This window comes from Flavonifractor sp. (genome assembly GCF_019422385.1).
GTDB classification, from domain to species: Bacteria; Bacillota; Clostridia; order Oscillospirales; family Oscillospiraceae; genus Flavonifractor; species Flavonifractor avistercoris.
The window spans coordinates 1-19190 of record NZ_JAHZDL010000047.1; the positions used below are offsets into that span (position 1 = coordinate 1).

21 protein-coding genes are annotated in these 19190 nt (G+C 63.5%); 18 read left to right on the forward strand and 3 right to left on the reverse strand.

Translation table 11 applies throughout. The annotated features are described in order from the left end of the window. Nucleotides 1–301: 301 nt before the first annotated feature. On the reverse strand, nucleotides 302–556 hold the full coding sequence (locus QZ378_RS07600; RefSeq protein WP_191378592.1) for a heavy-metal-associated domain-containing protein: 255 nt from the start codon (nucleotides 554–556) through the stop codon (nucleotides 302–304). Between the two features lie 89 nt (nucleotides 557–645). After that, entirely contained in the window at nucleotides 646–1113 is a 468-nt protein-coding gene (locus tag QZ378_RS07605; RefSeq protein ID WP_291257849.1) for an NAD(P)H-dependent oxidoreductase subunit E, read from the reverse strand. A gap of 133 nt (nucleotides 1114–1246) precedes the next feature. Between QZ378_RS07605 and QZ378_RS07610 the strand changes: the two genes are divergently transcribed. Beyond that, nucleotides 1247–1708 carry a helix-turn-helix domain-containing protein gene (locus QZ378_RS07610; RefSeq protein WP_291257850.1) on the forward strand — a complete coding sequence of 154 codons (462 nt, stop codon included), beginning with the start codon at nucleotides 1247–1249 and terminating at the stop codon, nucleotides 1706–1708. Nucleotides 1709–1756: 48 nt separating this feature from the next. Here the strand turns inward: QZ378_RS07610 and QZ378_RS07615 are convergent, their stop codons facing one another. Beyond that, a complete protein-coding gene (locus tag QZ378_RS07615; protein WP_291257851.1) occupies nucleotides 1757–3157 on the reverse strand; it encodes a PLP-dependent aminotransferase family protein in 1401 nt (466 codons plus the stop codon). 191 nt (nucleotides 3158–3348) lie between these two features. Between QZ378_RS07615 and sigG the strand changes: the two genes are divergently transcribed. The 17 genes from sigG to QZ378_RS07700 all read left to right on the forward strand — a co-directional run. Next, nucleotides 3349–4119 carry an RNA polymerase sporulation sigma factor SigG gene (gene sigG / locus QZ378_RS07620; RefSeq protein WP_291257852.1) on the forward strand — a complete coding sequence of 257 codons (771 nt, stop codon included), beginning with the start codon at nucleotides 3349–3351 and terminating at the stop codon, nucleotides 4117–4119. A gap of 581 nt (nucleotides 4120–4700) precedes the next feature. Continuing rightward, the gene (locus QZ378_RS07625; RefSeq protein WP_366935150.1) at nucleotides 4701–5699 is read left to right on the forward strand and encodes an iron chelate uptake ABC transporter family permease subunit; all 999 of its coding nucleotides are present in this window, start codon (nucleotides 4701–4703) and stop codon (nucleotides 5697–5699) included. After that, nucleotides 5696–6694, forward strand: a complete 999-nt coding sequence (locus QZ378_RS07630) for an iron chelate uptake ABC transporter family permease subunit (RefSeq protein ID WP_291257853.1) — start codon at nucleotides 5696–5698, stop codon at nucleotides 6692–6694. Before QZ378_RS07625 ends, QZ378_RS07630 begins: the two co-directional genes overlap by 4 nt. Further along, on the forward strand, nucleotides 6695–7447 hold the full coding sequence (locus QZ378_RS07635) for an ATP-binding cassette domain-containing protein (RefSeq protein ID WP_291257854.1): 753 nt from the start codon (nucleotides 6695–6697) through the stop codon (nucleotides 7445–7447). 34 nt (nucleotides 7448–7481) lie between these two features. Beyond that, nucleotides 7482–8513, forward strand: coding sequence for an ABC transporter substrate-binding protein (locus tag QZ378_RS07640; protein WP_291257855.1), 1032 nt, complete (start codon nucleotides 7482–7484; stop codon nucleotides 8511–8513). A 179-nt stretch (nucleotides 8514–8692) separates the two neighbouring features. Further along, nucleotides 8693–9775, forward strand: a complete 1083-nt coding sequence (locus tag QZ378_RS07645) for a hypothetical protein (protein ID WP_291257856.1) — start codon at nucleotides 8693–8695, stop codon at nucleotides 9773–9775. 17 nt (nucleotides 9776–9792) lie between these two features. Next, nucleotides 9793–10092, forward strand: coding sequence for a cysteine-rich small domain-containing protein (locus QZ378_RS07650; protein WP_191378583.1), 300 nt, complete (start codon nucleotides 9793–9795; stop codon nucleotides 10090–10092). Nucleotides 10093–10221: 129 nt separating this feature from the next. Continuing rightward, nucleotides 10222–10602 (forward strand): metal-dependent transcriptional regulator, encoded by a 381-nt coding sequence (locus QZ378_RS07655; RefSeq protein ID WP_087241322.1) that lies wholly within the window; start codon nucleotides 10222–10224, stop codon nucleotides 10600–10602. An 83-nt stretch (nucleotides 10603–10685) separates the two neighbouring features. Then, complete coding sequence (locus QZ378_RS07660) at nucleotides 10686–11435, forward strand: GH25 family lysozyme (protein ID WP_291257857.1); 750 nt, start codon at nucleotides 10686–10688, stop codon at nucleotides 11433–11435. A gap of 295 nt (nucleotides 11436–11730) precedes the next feature. Next, nucleotides 11731–12645, forward strand: a complete 915-nt coding sequence (murB, locus tag QZ378_RS07665) for a UDP-N-acetylmuramate dehydrogenase (RefSeq protein ID WP_291257858.1) — start codon at nucleotides 11731–11733, stop codon at nucleotides 12643–12645. 25 nt (nucleotides 12646–12670) lie between these two features. Next, a complete protein-coding gene (gene rapZ, locus QZ378_RS07670) occupies nucleotides 12671–13531 on the forward strand; it encodes an RNase adapter RapZ (RefSeq protein ID WP_291257859.1) in 861 nt (286 codons plus the stop codon). A gap of 12 nt (nucleotides 13532–13543) precedes the next feature. Next, nucleotides 13544–14563 (forward strand): gluconeogenesis factor YvcK family protein, encoded by a 1020-nt coding sequence (locus tag QZ378_RS07675; protein ID WP_291257860.1) that lies wholly within the window; start codon nucleotides 13544–13546, stop codon nucleotides 14561–14563. Between the two features lie 12 nt (nucleotides 14564–14575). Continuing rightward, nucleotides 14576–15469 (forward strand): DNA-binding protein WhiA, encoded by an 894-nt coding sequence (whiA, locus tag QZ378_RS07680; RefSeq protein WP_291257861.1) that lies wholly within the window; start codon nucleotides 14576–14578, stop codon nucleotides 15467–15469. Between the two features lie 332 nt (nucleotides 15470–15801). Continuing rightward, the gene (locus QZ378_RS07685) at nucleotides 15802–16065 is read left to right on the forward strand and encodes a hypothetical protein (RefSeq protein WP_291257862.1); all 264 of its coding nucleotides are present in this window, start codon (nucleotides 15802–15804) and stop codon (nucleotides 16063–16065) included. Nucleotides 16066–16113: 48 nt separating this feature from the next. After that, on the forward strand, nucleotides 16114–16497 hold the full coding sequence (locus tag QZ378_RS07690) for a hypothetical protein (protein ID WP_191378575.1): 384 nt from the start codon (nucleotides 16114–16116) through the stop codon (nucleotides 16495–16497). Next, a complete protein-coding gene (locus QZ378_RS07695; protein WP_191378574.1) occupies nucleotides 16494–16808 on the forward strand; it encodes a hypothetical protein in 315 nt (104 codons plus the stop codon). Before QZ378_RS07690 ends, QZ378_RS07695 begins: the two co-directional genes overlap by 4 nt. Before the next feature lie 22 nt (nucleotides 16809–16830). Then, the coding region (locus QZ378_RS07700; RefSeq protein ID WP_291257863.1) for a DNA polymerase III subunit alpha at nucleotides 16831–19190 on the forward strand (2360 nt) is incomplete at its 3' end.

Sequence of the window (19190 nt, forward strand, 5' to 3'; positions counted from 1 at the left end):
CCGCTGACCTCTTGAATGCCATTCAAGCGCTCTCCCAGCTGAGCTATACCCCCAGATATCTCTCTTCAAAATTTCTTTTGAGGAGAAAATTGTTCACGTCGAACAATCAAGGAAACAAGATTAAATTGTCAGTTTTGGTCTTGTGCTGTCGCTCAAATGGGGGTAGGCAAACGCATTGTTTGGGCTCCCAGCTGAGCTATACCCCCATATTCCGCTGTCACTGCCGGGCTTGCCGACCGAACGAACTATATTTTAGCAGAGCGGGCGGGGTTTGTCAACTGTTTTTTCATTTTTTGACCGATTATTTTCCGAAGGAGAAGAGTCCCCGCTTTTCATAGGGCTCGCTGGAAATGCTCCCCACCGTATAGCCCGTGCTGCCGATGGCGCTCCGCAGGGCCTCCTCGTCCAGGGGCTGTTCAGAGAGGATGACCATCTGCTTTTTGGTGTGGGAGGAGGAGACCTTCTTCACCGGGAAGGCCTTACGGACGGCATTGTTCACATGGGCCTCACACATGCTGCAGGCCATGCCGCCCACCTGGAGGGTATACTTGGTCATCGGAGGCGCTTCCTCTCTGTATCTTGTATTAGCTATCGCTAACTGAATGATAGCACAGGATGCCGGGAATGTCAAGCGGAGGACGACCTTCAGCCGCCCTCCACCAGGGTGCGGATCAGCGCCTCATCGGCCCGGGAGTGGAGCTCCCCGTCCCACTTGAGGCTGGGGCCGTTGGGGCAGTTCTTCATGCAGCCGGAGATGCGGTAGGAAAAGCTGCCTCTTGTGCTGACGCCGCCGGGACGCACATCATAGCATTCCTCCACAAAGGCGGCCAGGCGGGCGGCGTCCCGGCTGGAACAGCGGGGCCCACCGCACAGCTCCAGCAGGTGGGGAGCCTCCTGGGGGCGGAGCCCAGGATATCGCTTGATGACCGCGGTCAGAAAGGTCTCCTTCAAACCGTAAGCGGCCGCAATTTCTGCCACATCTGCCGCCGGGAGCACCCCGCCCCGCTCCCCCTGGACCTCCCGCAGCAGGGCCACCAGCATCCCCTGGTCGCCGGGCGCCCCCTGGCGCTGATAGTACTCTATGGCCTCCCGCAGCGTCCAATCCTGTGTCATGGTCACATGCCTCCTGTATCGTTCTGCTCTCATTATGCGGCAAAACAGAGGAAAGATCCACCCACACTTGCGGCTTTGCCTCGTACCCGCTATAATAGGGGGCAGAGTTCACTTCAGAAAGAGGGAATCGGATATGGTGACCATGGCACAGCGGATTGAGACGCTGCGCACCGAGGCCGGGCTGGCCAGGCCGGCCGCCTCCCAGGCGCTCGGCTTCCCCAAGAACGCCTTTGAGAAGTTTGAGACAGGGCGGCAGACCCCCACCAAGGAGCAGCAGGAGAAGATGGCAGACTACTTCGGCGTCTCCCTGTTCTATCTGCGGGGGGAGAGCAATGACCGCACCCGGCAGGAGGACTGGATGAGCGGCGCCCTGCCCGCGGAGGAGGACGCGCCGGTCTACCGCCCTGCGCCTGTCCCCAAAAAGGTCAGAACCGAGCCGGCCGCCCCCCAGAGCTCCACCATGCTGGACGCCCTGTTTGCCGGCAAGGCCGCCAGGGAGCAGTTCAAGACCATGGTGCTGGAGGTGCTGCGCTCTCCGGAGGGCCAAGCGGTGATCGCCCAGGCCGTGTGGAAGGAACTGGCCAAGCACAAGTGAAGAAACAAGACAGGACGCCGCCCAGGCAAGGGCGGCGTCCTGTCTTGTTCAGAAGCCCCAGGCGTCCTTGAGCCTCCGGAGGGCGGGGGCCATGTCCCCGGCGGCGATGCGGGTGTAGCCAAGGATCAGGGCCGGCGGCCGATCCTTGGCCGGGGAGGTGAGGTCGCAGGCGGACAGGGGGATGACCCCCACGCCGGCGGTGGCCGCCCGCTCCACCAGCTCCGCCTCCGTCCAGCGGGGCTCCATCCACAGCAGCAGGTGGAGCCCCGCGTCGCCCCCGGCAAAGGTGCCCGCCCGGGTGAGGCCGGTGTCCCGGGCGGCGGCGAGCAGGGCCTCCCGCCGGACCTTGTAACGGGTACGGCTGCGGTTCAGATGGCGCTCAAAGTGCCCGCCCTCCATGAAGCGGGCCAGGGCGTACTGCTCAAAGGAGGGGACGGTGGAGGAGTAGAACCAGAAGTCCCGCCGCCACTTTTCCAGCAGGTGCGGAGGGAGCACCATGTAGCTGATGCGCAGGGAGGGGGCCAGGCTCTTGGCGAAGGTGTTCAGATAGATCACCCGCTCCCCGCCATCCAGGCTCTGGAGAGCGGGGATGGGCCGGCCGGAGAAGCGGAACTCGCTGTCGTAGTCGTCCTCCAGGATGTAGCGCCCGGGCTGTTCCGCCGCCCACCGCAGCAGGGCCTGCCGCCGGGCCACCGGCATGATGATGCCCAAGGGGTAGTGGTGGGAGGGGGTCACATGCACCACACGCACCGCCCGCTCCCGCACCACATCCACCCGCAGGCCCTGGCCGTCCAGGGGAATGGGGCGCACCACGGCGCCGCAGCTGGTGAGGATCCGGTGGGGCTTGGCGTAGCCGGGATCCTCCACGCCGTATCCCCCCTCCCGGCCCAGCAGCTGCACCAGAAAGGCGAGCAGCGTCTCCGAGCCCGCCCCCACCACGATCTGCTCCGGAGCCGCCCGGATGCCGCGAAAGCGGTACAGGTGCTCGGCGATGGCCCGGCGCAGCTCCGGCACGCCCTGGGGGTGGGAGGAGGCCAGCAGGGAGTCTGCCCGGGCGGAGAGCACCTCCCGCATGAGCTTGGCCCAGGTGGAAAAGGGGAACAGGCCGGTGTCCACGCCGCTGGTGGAGAAGTCGTAGGGGAGGGAGGGCTTTGCCTGGGGGGGCTCCGCCGGGGGAAGCGGGGACAAGGCTGGTCGGTGCTCTTCCTGTACAGCCTGGACGAAAAAGCCCCGCTTGGGTTCGGAGCGGAGGTAGCCCTCTGCCAGAAGCTGGCCATAGGCCCCTTCCACTGTCACCACGCTGATTTTCAGGTGGGCGGCCAGGGCCCGTTTGGAAGGCAGCCGCTCCCCGGCCCGCAGGCGCCCACCTTCGATCTCGTCCCGGATATAGCGGTAGAGCTGCTCGTAGAGGGGGCGGCTGCTGCCGCTGTCCAGAATAGGCGTAAACATGGACATCTCTCCAATCTGACCTGATAGATTTCAGAAAAGAGCATACCATAGACCAGATCAAAGCGCAAGATAGGCGAAAAAGTCCATCGAAAACAGTCCCACGATAAAAAATATAGGCCGCCCGGCCGCCGTATGAAAGCCCCCGCCCCGGACATACTGAACACAGATTCAGCGGTCGGGGAGGCAGCGGTATGCAGGGTAAGGTTGAGATCTGCGGGGTCAACACATCCAAGCTGAAGGTGCTCAAAAACGAGGAGACTATGGAGCTGCTCCGCCGCACCAAGCAGGGGGATATGGCCGCCCGGGAGGAACTGATCTCCGGTAACCTGCGCCTGGTGCTCTCGGTGATCCAGAAGTTTGCAAACCGGGGTGAGAACCTGGACGATCTGTTCCAGGTGGGGTGCATCGGCCTGATCAAGGCCATCGACAACTTCAACATCGACCTGGACGTGCGCTTCTCCACCTACGGTGTGCCCATGATCATCGGGGAAATCCGCCGGTATCTGAGGGACAACTCATCCATGCGGGTGTCCCGCTCCATGCGGGACACGGCCTACAAGGTGCTCCAGACCAAGGAGAAGTTCTTGGCCGAGCACCAGCGGGAGCCCAGCATCGAGGAGATAGCCAAGGAGCTGGATCTAAAGCGGGAGGACGTGGTGTTCGCCCTGGATGCCATCGTAGATCCGGTGTCCCTCTACGAGCCGGTGTACTCTGACGGGGGCGACACCATCTGCGTCATGGACCAGGTGAAGGACTCCAAAAACACCGACGAGAGCTGGCTGGAGCACATCGCCCTGAAGGAGGCCATGAACCGCCTCTCAGAACGGGAACGGCACATCCTGAATCTCCGCTTTTTTGAGGGCAAGACCCAAATGGAGGTGTCCGCCGAGGTGGGTATCTCCCAGGCACAGGTGTCCAGACTGGAAAAGAGCGCGATTAACCAGATCAAAAAAAATATCTGATGGCGGTCAGCGCTCTTTTCCGGCGCCGCAGGTGCGGCGTACAAGCGTTTTGCAAAGCAAAACCTTGTTTCCAGCGGAATTCACTTCCGCTGGAAAGATGCAATGGGTCCCCATTCGGCGAATCCCGCCGAATGGGAAAAGAGCGCGATTAACCAGATCAAAAAAATATCTGATGGCGGTCAGCGCTCTTTTCCGGCGCCGCAGGTGCGGCGTACAAGCGTTGGTTCCCAGGTTGTCAAAAGCTTCCCCCACGGGGAGGCGTCGCAGAGTTCCGTCATCGGGCAGGGAGGCCCCTGCCCTCGGAAGTTCTATTCCTGGTTATTTTGTGCAGATTACATAGTACTTAGGTAGGAATTTTGTGGGAAACCTCTCTTGCGCAGCCTGGAGAAGGTGTGCTATCCTAATTTCAACGATGGTTTGTTATGGCTAACTATATAGAAAAGCAACCAACGTGAATCTGGACGTTAACCCGATACACGCTGTTTTTTGCCCGAAAGTTAGCTAAAACTAACCAAAGATGAGAGGAGGGATTTTCCATCAAACAGCATCTATCGACCCTGCTCCTGGCTGCAGCCCTGCTGGTGTGCTCCGTCTGGTCTCTGTTCCTGGGAGTCATCGACGTGAATCTGTCCGGGCTCCTGTCCGGCAATCTGGAGCAGCTGGAGATCTTCCTGATCTCCCGCCTGCCCCGGCTGCTGGCCATCCTGTGCACCGGCGTGGGCATGAGCGTGGCGGGCCTGATCATGCAGCAGCTGTGCATGAACAAGTTCGTCTCCCCCACCACCGGCGCCACCATCTCCTCGGCCCAGCTGGGGATTCTTCTGGCCCTGCTGTTTCAGCCTAACTCCACCCTGTGGAGCCGGGCCATCTTCTCCTTTGTGTTCGCCATCCTGGGCACCTGGATCTTCGTCTGGTTCATCCAGCGCATCCAGTTCAAGGATGTGGTGATGGTCCCCCTGGTGGGCATCATGTTCGGCAACGTCATCGGCGGCATCACCAACTACCTGGCCTACCAGTTTGAGATGACTCAGGCCCTGTCCACCTGGTCGGTGGGCCACTTCTCCCTGGTGATCCGCGGGCGGTACGAGCTGGTGTACCTGATCGTCCCCCTGGTGATTCTGGCCTTCCTCTTTGCCAACCACTTCAACATCGTGGGCATGGGGAAGGACTTCTCCCGGAATCTGGGCGTGCCCTACAATCTGGTGCTCTTTATGGGTCTGACCATTGCCGCCATGATCACCGCCAGCGTGGTGGTGGTCGTGGGCGCCATCTCCTACATCGGCCTGATCGTCCCCAACGTGGTGGCCATGTTCAAGGGGGACAAGATCCGGGGCACCCTGGTGGACACCGCCCTGTTCGGCGCCCTGTTTGTGCTGGTGTGCGACATGATCGGCCGGGTGGTCATCGCCCCCTACGAGCTGCCTATCGAGCTGATTGTGGGCATACTGGGCAGCCTGATCTTCATCGCCCTGCTGCTCTACCGGCTCCGCCACGGCCGGAAGGCCGTCCGCCTGGGGGCCGTGGGCACCTCGGGCTGCGCCGCCTCTCTGGGCGCGCTGGAGGGAGGTGACGCGCGATGAACCAGGCACAGGCCGTCTCCCGCCCCAATGCTTACCACACCAACGTGCGCAAGCTGTCCCTTCTGGCCCTGCTGGTGCTGCTGGCCGGGCTGGGCTATATGCTGGTGGCGGTGAACTTCTCCAACTCGGCGCTGGTGCTCTTCTCCATGAAGATCCGCGCCCCCAAGCTCATCGCCATGCTGATCACCGCCTTCGCCATCGGCGGGGCCTCCATCGTGTTCCAGTCCATCATCAACAACACCATCGTCACCCCCTGCCTACTGGGCATGAACTCCCTGTACACCCTCATCCACACGGCGGTGGTGTTCTTCGCCGGCTCGGGCAGCATTATCGCCGTCAACGCCAACCTGTCCTTTGTGGTGGACGTGGCACTGATGGGCGTGGTTGCCACGGTGATCTACAGTTATCTGTTCCAGAAAACCAACCACAATGTGCTCTATGTGCTCCTCATCGGCACGGTGCTCACCTCCTTCTTCTCCAGCATCCAGTCCACCCTCACCCGGGTGATGGACCCCAACGAGTACGACGCCCTGCTGGCCACCCTGGTGGCCAGCTTCTCCAACATCAACTCGGAGATCATCGTGCTCTGCCTGGTACTGATGGCCGCCATCATCTTCGTGCTGCGGAAGGATCTGGCCCTGCTGGACGTACTCACCCTGGGCAAGGCCCAGTCCATCAACCTGGGCGTGGACTACGACCGGAGTATCCGCCGCCTGCTGCTGGGGGTGACCCTGTGCATCGCCGTGGCCACCGCCATGGTGGGGCCCATCTCCTTTTTGGGCCTGATCATCGCCAACATCGCCCGGCAGCTGCTGAAAACCTACCGCCACACCTACCTGATCCTGGGCTCCGCCCTCGTCGGCATGGTGGTGCTGGTGGCCGGGCAGCTGGTGGTGGAGCGGGTGTACCACTACGCGGTGCCCGTCAGCGTGTTCATCACCGTGGGCGGCGGCATCTACTTCCTCTATCTGCTTCTGGCCAACAGGAGGGTCTGAATGAAAGTCAAGGATTTAACCAAACAGTACGACGGCAAGACCGTGGTGGACTCCGTCAGCTTTGAGATCCCCCGGGGCAAGGTGATCTCCATGATCGGCCCCAACGGGGCGGGCAAGTCCACGGTGCTCAACATCATCTCCCGGCTCATCGCCCGGGACAGCGGCCTGGTGGACTTCGAGGGGAAGGACATCGGCAAGTGGAAGAGCAAGGAGCTGGCCAAGCGGCTGGCCATCCTGACCCAGAGCAACAACGTCCAGATGAAGCTCGCCGTCCGAGAGCTGGTGGCCTTCGGCCGCTTCCCCTACTCGGGGGGCCGCCTGACACAGGAGGATCAGGAGATCGTGGACCGGGCGGTCTCCTACATGGAGCTGGAGGAATTCCAGGACCGGTTCATCGACGAGCTGTCCGGCGGCCAGCGCCAGCGGGCCTTCATCGCCATGGTAATCGCCCAGGACACCGAGTACATCCTCCTGGACGAGCCCACCAACAACCTGGACATCTACCACGCCACCAACATGATGAAAATCGTTCGCCGCCTCTGCAACGAGCTGGGGAAGACGGTGATTTTGGTCCTGCACGAGATCAACTACGCGGCCTTTTACTCCGACTATATCTGCGCGTTCAAGGACGGGAAGATCGCCAAATTCGGCACCGTGGAGGAGGTGATGACCAAGGAAACCCTGTCCCAGATCTACCAGGTGGACTTCGAAATCCTGGAGATCGAAGGCCGCCCCCTGTCCATCTACTATTGATCCTGTTTGAACAGGTTAGAAAAGGAGAACAGACATGAAAAAAGGAATCTCTCTTGCCCTGGCTCTGGCTCTGGCCCTCGCCCTGGGCCTGACCGCCTGCTCCACCGCCTCCGGCGGCGCCGCCGACACCCCCGCCGCCAACAGTGGGGCCCCCGCCGTGGAGACCTCTGCCCAGCCCTCTGCGGAGACCCCGGAGAACGTCACCATCACCTCCCTCAACGGCAGCGGCAAGGCCGTGGAGCTGGAGGTGCCCTACGACCCCCAGCGCATCGCCATCCTGGATATGGCATGCCTGGACATCCTGGACGCCCTGGGCGTGGCCGAGGGCCGGGTGGTGGGCTCCGCCGACACGTCCCTGGAGTACCTGCAGAGCTATGTGACCGACGGGAACGTGGCCAACCTGGGCACCATCAAGGAGGCCGATCTGGAGGCCGTCATGGCCTGCGCCCCCGACGTCATCTTCATCGGCGGCCGACTGGCCTCCTCCTATGACGCTCTCAGCGAGATCGCCCCGGTGGTCTACCTGGCCACCGACAGCGAGCTGGGCGTGGTGGAGTCCGTCCGCAAGAACGCCTCCACCATTGCCTCCATCTTCGGCCTGGAGGACAAGGTGGACCAGCTGATGACCGACTTTGACGCCCGCATTCAGGCCCTGGCGGAGTTCGCCGCCGGCAAGAGCGCCATCGTGGGCATGTGCACCAGCGGCAGCTTCAACGTGCTGGGCAACGACGGCCGCTGCTCTATCATCGGCCGGGAGATCGGCTTTGACAACATCGGCGTGGACGCCGAGATTGACACCTCCACCCACGGCAACGAGGCCTCCTTCGAGTTCATCGTGGACAAGAACCCCGACTACATCTTCGTCATGGACCGGGACGCCGCCATCGGCACCGACGGCGCCCAGCTGGCCCAGGAGATCATGGAGAACGAGCTGGTGATGGGCACCGACGCCTACCAGAACGGCAGCATCGTCTACCTGGCCCACCCGGCGGTGTGGTACACCGCCGAGGGCGGCATCCAGGCTCTGAACATCATGCTCCAGGATCTGGAGAGCGAACTGCTCTAAGCCGATCGATAATTTACTCCCCGCCAAGCGCGGAGGGAGATACGGCGGGCGCGCCGCGGAAATTGAGTTCCGCGGCGCGCCGATTTTGGACGGAGGAAAATCCTTCCCGCCGGGGGTTGGCAGGGCGTAGTTTCCATGATAGAATGGACAAGAGAAAACGAAAGAAAGGGGAGCCTGTTATGAGTTTTACCCTGCCTCAGTATCATGCGCCAGATTTCCGGGAGGAGCGCTTTCAAAATGTGCCGGACGCCGTGCTGTGTCCGGCCCCCAGGGACGGGGTGGCCCCGGAGAATTATCACGCCACCTCCATCTATCCGGAGTACTTCAAGGTTGGCGGCCAGTGGCTGCTGGCGGAGGAGAGCCGTATGGACTGCGTGGCCGCCCTGCGGGACGGGAAGATCGCCGTGGTGGAGTTCCGCAACCTGAAGGCTGGGGAACCGGTGGTGGTGGGCCGCACCGAGGACGCCTCCGAGGGCATCTATGTCTACCCCGACGGCTTCGGGGAGGAGAAGGGGGAGGCGGAGACCTTCGCCTTCCGGCAGGGCCGCTCCCGGGAGACCGCCTACTCCATGGACTACGACTCCATCTACGAGCTGCTGCGCTACGAGAAGGAGCATGGCCGCATCCTGTGGGTCATGGGCCCGGCCTGCGCCTTTGACCACGACGCCCGGGCCGCCTTTGCCGCCCTGGTGCGGGGCGGATATGTCCACGGCCTGCTGGCGGGCAACGCCCTGGCCACCCATGATCTAGAGGCCAGCTACCGCCGCACCGCCCTGGGCCAGGACATCTACACCCAGCGGAGCGTGCCCAACGGCCACTACAACCACATCGACACCCTCAACGCCATCCGCCTGCGGGGCTCCACCGCCGCCTTCATCGAGGAGGGCAAGGTGACCGACGGCATTATCTACGAGTGCGTGAAGCACAACATCCCCTATGTGCTGGTGGGCTCCGTCCGGGACGACGGCCCCCTGCCCGAGGTATACGGCAACGTCTACGAGGGCCAGGACGCCATGCGCGCCCTGGTGAAGGACGCCACCACCGTCATCTGCATGGCTTCCACCCTCCACACCGTGGCCACCGGCAACATGACCCCCTCCTACCGGGTGGTGGACGGCGTGGTGCGCCCGGTGTACTTCTACTCGGTGGACGTATCCGAGTTCGCGGTAAACAAGCTCCGCGACCGGGGCAGCCTGTCGGTGCGCACCATTGTCACCAACGTGCAGGACTTTGTGGTCAACGTCAGCAAGGGCGTGCTGTAACGAAAGGAGAGGCTTACATGGCCGAGGAAAAGGCATACTGGGAGGGCAAGCACTTCGCCTTCTTCACCAATAAGGAGTGCGAATACTACCCCTGCCATCCGGTGGAGGAGGGGGAGGAGTTCAACTGCCTGTTCTGCTACTGCCCCCTGTACATGCTGGGACGGGACTGCGGCGGAAACTTCACCTATCTGGAGAACGGGGTCAAGGACTGCAGCAAGTGCCTGGTGCCCCACCGGCGGAACAATTACGGCTACATCGCCTCCCGCTTCCAGAGCATTGTGGAGGAGATGTCCAGACGGGAGGGGAAGGGGGACTGAGCCCCTCCCGCCCGGCGGCCCGCTGCTCGCGGCAGCGGGCCGCTTTTCGCGCCCGGACGGAAATGCTTGTCAAACCGGCCGCTTTGTGCTAATCTGTATAAAAGGCCATGCACAGGAAAGGATAGACTTATGAATATCTATGAATCTGCGGAGAACTATCTGGAGGCCATTCTCAGCCTGCACGAGCGCAACGGCCTGGTGCGCTCCATCGACATTGCCAACGAGCTGCACTTCTCCAAGCCCAGCGTCAGTGTTGCCATGAAAAAGCTCCGGGAGAGCGGATATATCGAGATGGACAAGGAGGGCTTCATCTCCCTGCTGCCGGCGGGGGAGGAGATCGCCGCCCGCATTTACGAACGGCACAAGCTGCTGACCCAGTTTTTCATCCGCCTTGGGGTCACGCCGGAGGTGGCGGCGGCGGATGCCTGCAAGATTGAGCACGATCTCAGCGACGAGACCTTCCAGAAGATCAAGGAGCACGCCATGCAGGGCGCCCTGCCGGAGCAATAGGCGGGGGGCGGGGCCCGCGGCCCCGGGAGGCTCTTTCCGTCCTGCCGGGCAGGGCGGGCAATCATGTTTACTGGTGATGCGGATTGAAACGGATTCTGCGGGCGCTGGGACGGCTGCTCCTGGCGCTCCTTCTTTTGGCCGCCGCCGCGCTGGCGGCCCTGGGGCTGCTGCGCTGGCGGGGGCTCATTCTCCTGTCCCATGAGGCCGATCCGGAGCAGTGGGAGCTCTTCGGCGTGGACGTGTCCTCCTATCAGGGGAACGTGGACTGGGCCGTCCTGGCCAGGCAGGGGGTGGACTTCGCCTTCATCAAGGCCACCGAGGGCTCCATCCTCCAGGACAGGCAGTTCGCCGCCAACTGGGCCGGGGCTGCGGAGGCCGGCGTCCGGGCGGGGGCATACCACTTCCTCAGCTATGACAGCCCGGGCGACACCCAGGCGGACAACTATATTGCCACGGTGCCGGTGACCGAGGGGGCCCTGCCCCCGGTGGTGGACATCGAGTTTTACGGGAAATACCTGGAGGAGCCGCCGGAAAAGGCCCATGTGAAGGCCATCCTGGATCCCCTGCTGGAGCGGCTGGAGGAGCACTACGGCGTCAAGCCCATCCTCTACGTGACCTACCGCTCCTATTACCGCTACATCGCCGGGGGCGGATATGGGGATTATCCCATCTGGTGTTCCAGCCCCACCATTTTCCCCCTGGTGCCGGGCTGGGATTTCTGGCAGTACTCCCACTCGGCCCGGCTGGAGGGCTATGACGGCGCCCAGGATCGGATTGATCTCAACATCTTCCGGGGCAGCCGGGCGGAATTTGAACAGCTCGGGCGCCCCTGACGCCGGACTGGAGGACAGGCGTATTTTGTCGCCTGTCCTCAGCCTGTCGAAAAAGCTTTTTCGACAGGCTGCCGAACTTTTTGAAACTTCAAAAAAGTTCCAAAAAGTTTTTTGATCCGACGCGAAAGGGAACCCTGACGGTTCCCTTTCACACTATCCCTCCCTCCGAATCCTTCGGCCGGAGGGGTTATCGATGGTCTCCGGACAGGCGTATTTTGTCGCCTGTCCTCTTCTATTTCCCGCCCGGTTCTGGTATAATATAGCCTTAGAGTAATTTTGGAAACAGGAGGCCGCTATGGAGCGATTGGAACAACTGGCGCGCAAGCTGAGAGGAGAGCTGCCCGGCCTGGAGCTGCGGGAGGAGGAGCCCATGCGGAACCACACCACCTTCCGTATCGGCGGCCCGGCCCGGCTCATGGCCCTGCCCAGAAACGGGAAGGAGGCCGCGGCGGCGGTGCGCCTGGCGGCGGCGGAGGGGGTAGCCCCCTTCTTCCTGGGCAACGGCAGCAACCTGCTGGTGGCGGACGGCGGCTTCGACGGCTTTATCCTCAAGACCACCGGCCTGGAGCAGACCAGGGAGGTCAACCGCCGTCTGCGGGCGGAGTGCGGCATCCCTCTGGCCCGGCTGGCCATGGCCGCCCTGGGCCGGGGCCTCACCGGCCTGGAGTTCGCCCACGGCATCCCCGGCACCCTGGGGGGTGCCGTGATGATGAACGCGGGGGCCTACGGCGGGGAGATGGTTCAGGTGCTCACCAGCGTCACCTACCTGGACGAGGCGGGGACGCGCCACACCCTGCCCGCCGGGGCGTGCGGCCTGTCCTACCGGCACAGCCTGTTCTGCGGGCATCCGGAGTGGCTGATCCTGGAGGCAGAGATGGCTCTGCCGCAGGGCGAGGGGGAGCAGATCCGCGGGCGGATGGAGGAGCTGGCCCGGAAGCGCCGGGAAAAGCAGCCCCTGGAGTGGCCCAGCGCGGGCAGCACCTTCAAGCGTCCGGAGGGCCACTTTGCCGCCGCCCTCATCGAGGCGTGCGGCCTCAAGGGTGTGGGCATCGGCGGCGCCCAGGTGTCGGAGAAGCACGCCGGCTTTGTGATCAACCGGGGGAACGCCACCGCCGACGACGTGCGGCGGCTCATGGCCCTGGTGCAGGAGACGGTGCTCCGGGAGACCGGCGTGGCCCTGGAGCCGGAGGTTCGGCTTTTGGGCTTTTGACCTGCGGAAATAAGGAGTTTTTGCTATGGAATTTATCATCATCTCCGGCATGTCCGGGGCGGGGAAGAGTAAGGCGGCCTCCTTCCTGGAGGACATCGGCTTTTACGTGGTGGACAACATGCCCGCCCCGCTGATTCCCAAGTTTGCCGAGCTGTGCATGGCCAGCCCGGGCCGGTACGAACGGGTGGCCCTGGTCACCGACATCCGGGGGGGACAGACCTTTGACGGCCTGTTCGCCGCCCTGGAGGAGCTCCACCAGATGGGGTGCGCCTACAAGATCCTCTTTGTGGAGGCCACGGTGGAGACCATCATCAAGCGATACAAGGAGACCCGCCGGATGCACCCCCTGGCCGGCACCTCCCGCACCCTGGACGAGGCGGTACGGCAGGAGCGCACCGTTCTGGCCCCGGTCCGCCAGCGGGCGGAGTACATCATCGACACATCCAATCTCTCCACCGCCAAGCTGCGGGGGGAGGTGCTGCGCCTGTTCGGGGACGGCGCCGCCGCCCCGGCCATGAGCGTCAGCGTGATCTCCTTCGGCTTCAAGTACGGCATCCCCCTGGAGGCCGACCTGGTCTTTGACGTGCGCTTTCTGCCCAACCCCTACTACATCGCCGAGCTGCGGCCCCAGACCGGGCTGGACGAGGGTGTGTACAACTTCGTCTTCGGCTATCAGCAGACCAAGGACTTCATGGCCCACCTGGAGGGGCTCATCGGCTTCCTCCTGCCCCAGTACGAGGCGGAGGGCAAGACCGTGCTGGTGATCGGCATCGGCTGCACCGGCGGGCAGCACCGGTCCGTGGCCATCACCCGGGCCCTGGCCGGCTTCATCAAGCGGAAGGGCTACGCGGCCACGGAGAACCACCGGGACATGACGCGGGCATAGGGGGGACAGAGCATGACAGAATCCAGCTATTTGGAGCGGCGGCGGGAGCAGGGCCCACGGGTGGTGGCCATCGGCGGCGGCACCGGGCTGTCCACCATGCTGCGGGGCCTGAAGAGCCACACCAAAAATCTGACGGCCATCGTCACCGTGGCCGACGACGGCGGCGGCTCCGGCAAGCTGCGGCAGGATCTGGGCATGCCACCGCCGGGGGACATCCGCCACTGCATGGAGGCCCTGGCCAATGTGGAGCCGGTGATGGAGCAGCTGCTCACCTACCGCTTTCCCCAGGGCTCCGGCAACCTGACGGGCCAGTCCTTCGGCAACTTGATCCTGGCCGCCCTCAACGGCATCTCCGGCTCCTTTGACGAGGCGGTGGCGCGCATGAGCCAGGTGCTGGCCATCACCGGCCGGGTGCTGCCCGTGACCAACGACAACGTGGCCCTGGAGGCCACCTTTGAAAACGGCACCCGGGTGCTGGGGGAGTCCAAGATCAGCGCCTTCAAGAAGGAGCAGGACTGCCGCATTGAGAGCGTCCGCCTGCTGCCCGAGCACCCCCAGGCCCTGCCCGCGGCCATCCAGGCCATTGAGGAGGCGGAGCTGATCCTCCTGGGCCCCGGCAGCCTGTACACCAGCGTGATCCCCAACCTGCTGGTGGACGGCATCGCCCGGGCGGTGTGCGCCTCCAAGGCCCTGAAGATCTATATCTGCAACATCATGACCCAGGACGGGGAGACCGAGGGCATGACCGCCTCCGACCACGTGGCGGCCCTGCTGCGCCACTCCGGCCCCGGGCTGGTGGATGTCTGCCTGTGCAACTCCGCGCCGGTGCGCCCCGGCCTGGTGGAGCGGTACAGGGAGGAGGACGCCGCCCCCATCGTGGTGGACAGAGCGGCCATTGAGGCCCTGGGGGTGGAGGTGGTCACCCGTCCCCTGGCCTCCGAGACCCTGAACTACGCCCGCCACTCCTTCGCCCGGCTGGCCAAGGCCGTGATGGAGCTCTACGAGGAGCGGGCCCACACCAGAATCTTCTAAGGAGGGGCGTTCATGTCCTTTTCGTCCCAGGTCAAGGGGGAGCTGTGCCGCACGGCCCTGTCCCGGCGCTGCTGCGCCCAGGCGGAGGCCTACGGCGTGCTGCTCTACTGCAACCAGTTTACCGCCCGGCAGGTGCGCATCACCACCGAATCCGCCCCCTTTGCGGCCCGGCTGCCCGCCCTGTTTCAGAAGGCATTCCAGGTCTCCTTCGACCGGCTGCCGGAGGAGGGGGCGGGAAAATTCATCTTCTCCGTCACCCAGCCGGACAAGCTGTCCGCCCTCTGGTCTGCCTTCGGCTATGAGCCGGCGGGGGCCCTGGCCCACCACATCAACTTCGCCGTGCTGGAGGAGGAGCACTGCCGCCTGGCCTTCTTCCGGGGGGCCTTTCTGGCGGGGGGCTCGGTGACCGACCCGGCCAAGCGCTACCACCTGGAGCTGTCCACCCCCCATCTCAGCGTCAGCCGGGAGCTGCGCTCCCTCCTGCTGGAGGCGGGATTTACCCCCAAGGAGACCACCCGTAAGGGGAACTCCGTCACCTACTTCAAGCAGAGCGAGGCCATTGAGGACTTCCTCACCGCCATCGGCGCCCCCCTGGCCGCCATGGAGATCATGAACGCCAAGGCGGAGAAGGACCTCCGGGGGAGCGTCAACCGCCGGGTCAACTGCGACGCGGCCAACCTGGACAAGGCGGTGGACGCCGCCCAGGTGCAGCTGGAGGCCATCGCCACCCTGGAGGAGCGGGGGATGCTGGAGGAGCTGCCGGACAAGCTGAAGGAGGCGGTGGATCTGCGGGTGGCCCACCCGGAGTTCACCCTGACCCAGCTGGCGGAGCTGTGCAATCCGCCGGTATCCAAATCTGCCTTCAACCACCGGCTGCGCAAGCTGGTAGAGCTGTCGAAGCGGTAAGCGCGATTGGCGGATTGCACAGCGCGAGCGTGAGCGAGCCGCGCCTGAGGCGCGTCAAACGCCGCAGGCGTTTCCGCAGGGCGGATTCACTCCGCCCGAGGAAGTGTAATCACGGGTTCCCGCAAAACGCCTGCGTTTTGCGGGCGCAATCCGCCGGTGAGCAAATCCGCCTTCAACCACCGGCTGCGCAAGCTGGTAGAGCTGTCGAAGCGGTAGGGGCGAACTGTGTTCGCCCGCAGAGCAGGGTGACGGCTCCGCCGATGCCCCGGCTGCGGAGGCGTCAGCCGAATACAGACAGAAGAGAATTTACATTGGAAAAGAGAGAGAAACGTATGGTTAAGCTCACCAAGAGATGGAAGCAGGTCTTTTATGGCTGCATTGCGGCGGTTGTGGTGCTTATTTTGCTCGGCTTCCTGCTGCGGCTCATTGTGCTGTTTGTCCTGGGACTGGTGGCCGGGTGTGTGCTGGCCGCGATGTCGGCGGCCAAGCTGCGCTGTCCCAGCTGCGGCAAGGTGGTGTTCCAGGAGGCACTGAAGGTCAAGCTGGAGGGACAGGTGGTCTGCCCCAAGTGTGAGAAGCCCATCACCTTTGAGTGATAAGGCGGGTCTATCCCGTCCGTCGCTGTTGAAAAAGGAGGTACATCCATGAAACAGCCCAAGCAGCCCTCCAGACTCAACCTCTGGTTCTGCCGGCATCTGCTCCTTCTGGACGGAGTGAGCATCGCCGCCATGCTGGCTGGCGCTCTGGTCAAAGAGTACCTGTCCCGGCCGATTCCTCGGCCAGTGAATGCGCTGTGTGGTGTGCTCGTATTTGGAGGAGTGGGCGGCCTTATTCTCTTCACCTTATTGGCGATGCCGGCGATGGCCCTCCACTGTCCCAACTGCGGACGTTCGATCTCGAGCAGGGCCATCAGTGGCCCCCATGTCCAGCAGCCACCTCGTTGTCCCTGCTGCGGGGCGATTCTTACCCACGATAATTTGAAGCAATGGATAAAATCAAGTAAGGGTGATAAGGAGGCAGAGCCATGAGGAAGATTACCCGGCACAGGCGCCTGTTATTTCTGCTGGACGGATTGTGCATTGCCGCGATTGCGGCCGGTTATTTCGTCATCGATTTCTTCCTGATGTTGGGGCGTGTCCTTATGCTGGGCGGGCTTCTCTGTCTGATTGTGCTGATCCTGCTGACGGTTCTCACGTTTGCAGCCTACTGTCCCCATTGCGGCGCTCTCATCGTCTCCAGCCGCCACATGTCCAGCAGCCTCATTACCGGCCGCCGCTGGAAACGCCCGGACCGCTGCCCCAAATGCGGGGCCATACTCACCGACAACAACCTGACCTAATAGAGAAAGAGGAGGCACCCCCATGCCCTTTGTCCATCTGCATGTGCATACCGAGTTCTCCCTGCTGGACGGGGCCTGCCGCATTCCCCTGCTGGTAAAGCGGGTGAAGGAGCTGGGCCAGCCTGCCGTGGCCATCACCGACCACGGGGTGATGTACGGCGTGGTGGACTTCTACAAGGCCTGCAAGGCGGAGGGGATCAAGCCCATCATCGGCTGCGAGGTCTACGTGGCCCCCCGGAAGCGCACCGACAAGGTACACGAGTACGACGCCTCCATGTACCACCTGATCCTCCTGTGCCGCAATGAGGAGGGCTACCGCAACCTGTGCTATCTGGACTCCGCCGCCTTCACCGAGGGGTTCTACATCAAGCCCCGCATCGACAAGGAGATTTTGCGCCAGCACGCCGGGGGGCTGATCGCCCTGTCGGCCTGCCAGTCCGGGGAGGTGTCCCGGCTGCTCCTGGCGGGCAACTACGAGGGGGCCAAGGCCGCCGCCCTGGAGATGCGGGAGCTGTTCGGGGAGGACGGCTACTACCTGGAGCTGCAGGATCACAAGCTGCCCAACGACCCCGCCATCAACCAGGGGCTCATCCGCATCCACCAGGAGACGGGCATCCCCCTGGTGGTGACCAACGACGCCCACTATCTCCGCCGGGAGGACGCGGAGATGCAGGACACCCTCATGTGCATCCAGATGGGCAAGACGGTGGACGACCCCAACCGCCTGCGGATGGAGACCAGCGAGCTCTACGTCAAGTCCACCGAGGAGATGGCCGCCCTGTTCCCCGAATACCCCGAGGCCATGGAGAACACGGTGAAGATCGCCGAGCTGTGCAACATGGACTTCCAGTTCGGCGTCCACCACCTGCCCGAGTTCAAGCTGCCCGAGGGGTACACCGACGGGGACGCCTACTTCCAGAAGCTGTGCGAGGAGGGCTTTGCCCGCCGTTACCCCGGTAATCCGGAGGGCTACCGGGAGCGGCTGGACTATGAGATGGGGGTCATCCGGCAGATGGGGTTTGTGGACTACTTCCTCATCGTCTCCGACTTCATCGGCTACGCCAAGGGAAGGGGCATCCCTGTGGGCCCCGGCCGGGGCTCCGCCGCCGGCTCCATGGTGGCCTACTGCATGAATATCACCGACGTGGATCCCATGAAATACTCCCTCTACTTCGAACGGTTTTTGAACCCGGAGCGGGTCACCATGCCGGACATCGACATCGACTTCTGCATCCGCCGGCGGCAGGAGGTCATTGAGTACGTCCAGGACAAGTACGGCGCCGACCACGTGGCCCAGATCGTCACCTTCGGCACCATGGCCGCCCGGGGGGCCATCCGGGACGTGGGCCGGGCCCTGAACATCCCCTACGCCGAGGTGGACGCAGTGGCCAAGCAGGTGCCCAGCGGCCCCGGCGCCCTCCACATCACCCTGGACGAGGCCCTCAAGCTGTCCAAGCCCCTGCGGGAGATGTACGAGGGGGACGAGCGGATTCACAATCTCATCGACACCGCCAAGGCCATCGAGGGCATGCCCCGCCATGCCTCCACCCATGCCGCCGGCGTGGTGATCACCCGCAGGCCGGTGGTGGACTACGTGCCCCTGGCCAAGAACGACGAGTCGGTGGTCACCCAGTACGTCATGACCACCCTGGAGGAGTTGGGCCTGCTGAAGATGGACTTCCTGGGCCTGCGCAACCTGACCATCCTGGACGACACCGTGAAGCTGGTGCAGAAGAGCCGCCCCGGCTTCACCCTGGCGGATGTGCCGGATGACGACCCCGAGGTGTTCCAGATGCTCTCCGACGGCAAGACCTCCGGCGTGTTCCAGATGGAGTCGGCGGGCATGACCGGCGTGTGCGTGGGCCTCAAGCCCCAGAATATCGAGGACATCACCGCCATCATCGCCCTCTACCGCCCCGGCCCCATGGACTCCATCCCCCGGTTCATCGCCTGCAAGCACAATCCGGACAAGGTGCGCTACAAGCACCCCCTGCTGGAGCCCATCCTGTCCGTCACCTACGGCTGCATCGTCTACCAGGAGCAGGTCATCGAGATCTTCCGCAAGCTGGCGGGGTACACCATGGGACAGGCGGACATGGTGCGCCGGGCCATCTCCAAGAAAAAGAAGGCTCAGATCGAGAAAGAACGGCAATCCTTTATCTATGGGGATCCCGAGCGGGGCATCGCCGGCTGTGTGCCCAACGGCATCCCGGAGCAGACCGCCCAGGACATCTACGACGAGATTGAGGACTTCGCCCAGTACGCCTTCAACAAGGCCCACGCCGTGGCCTACGCCATCGTGGCGAACCAGACGGCCTGGTTCAAGTGCCACTACACCCGGGAGTACATGGCCGCCCTGCTCACCTCCGTGCTGGACTCCAG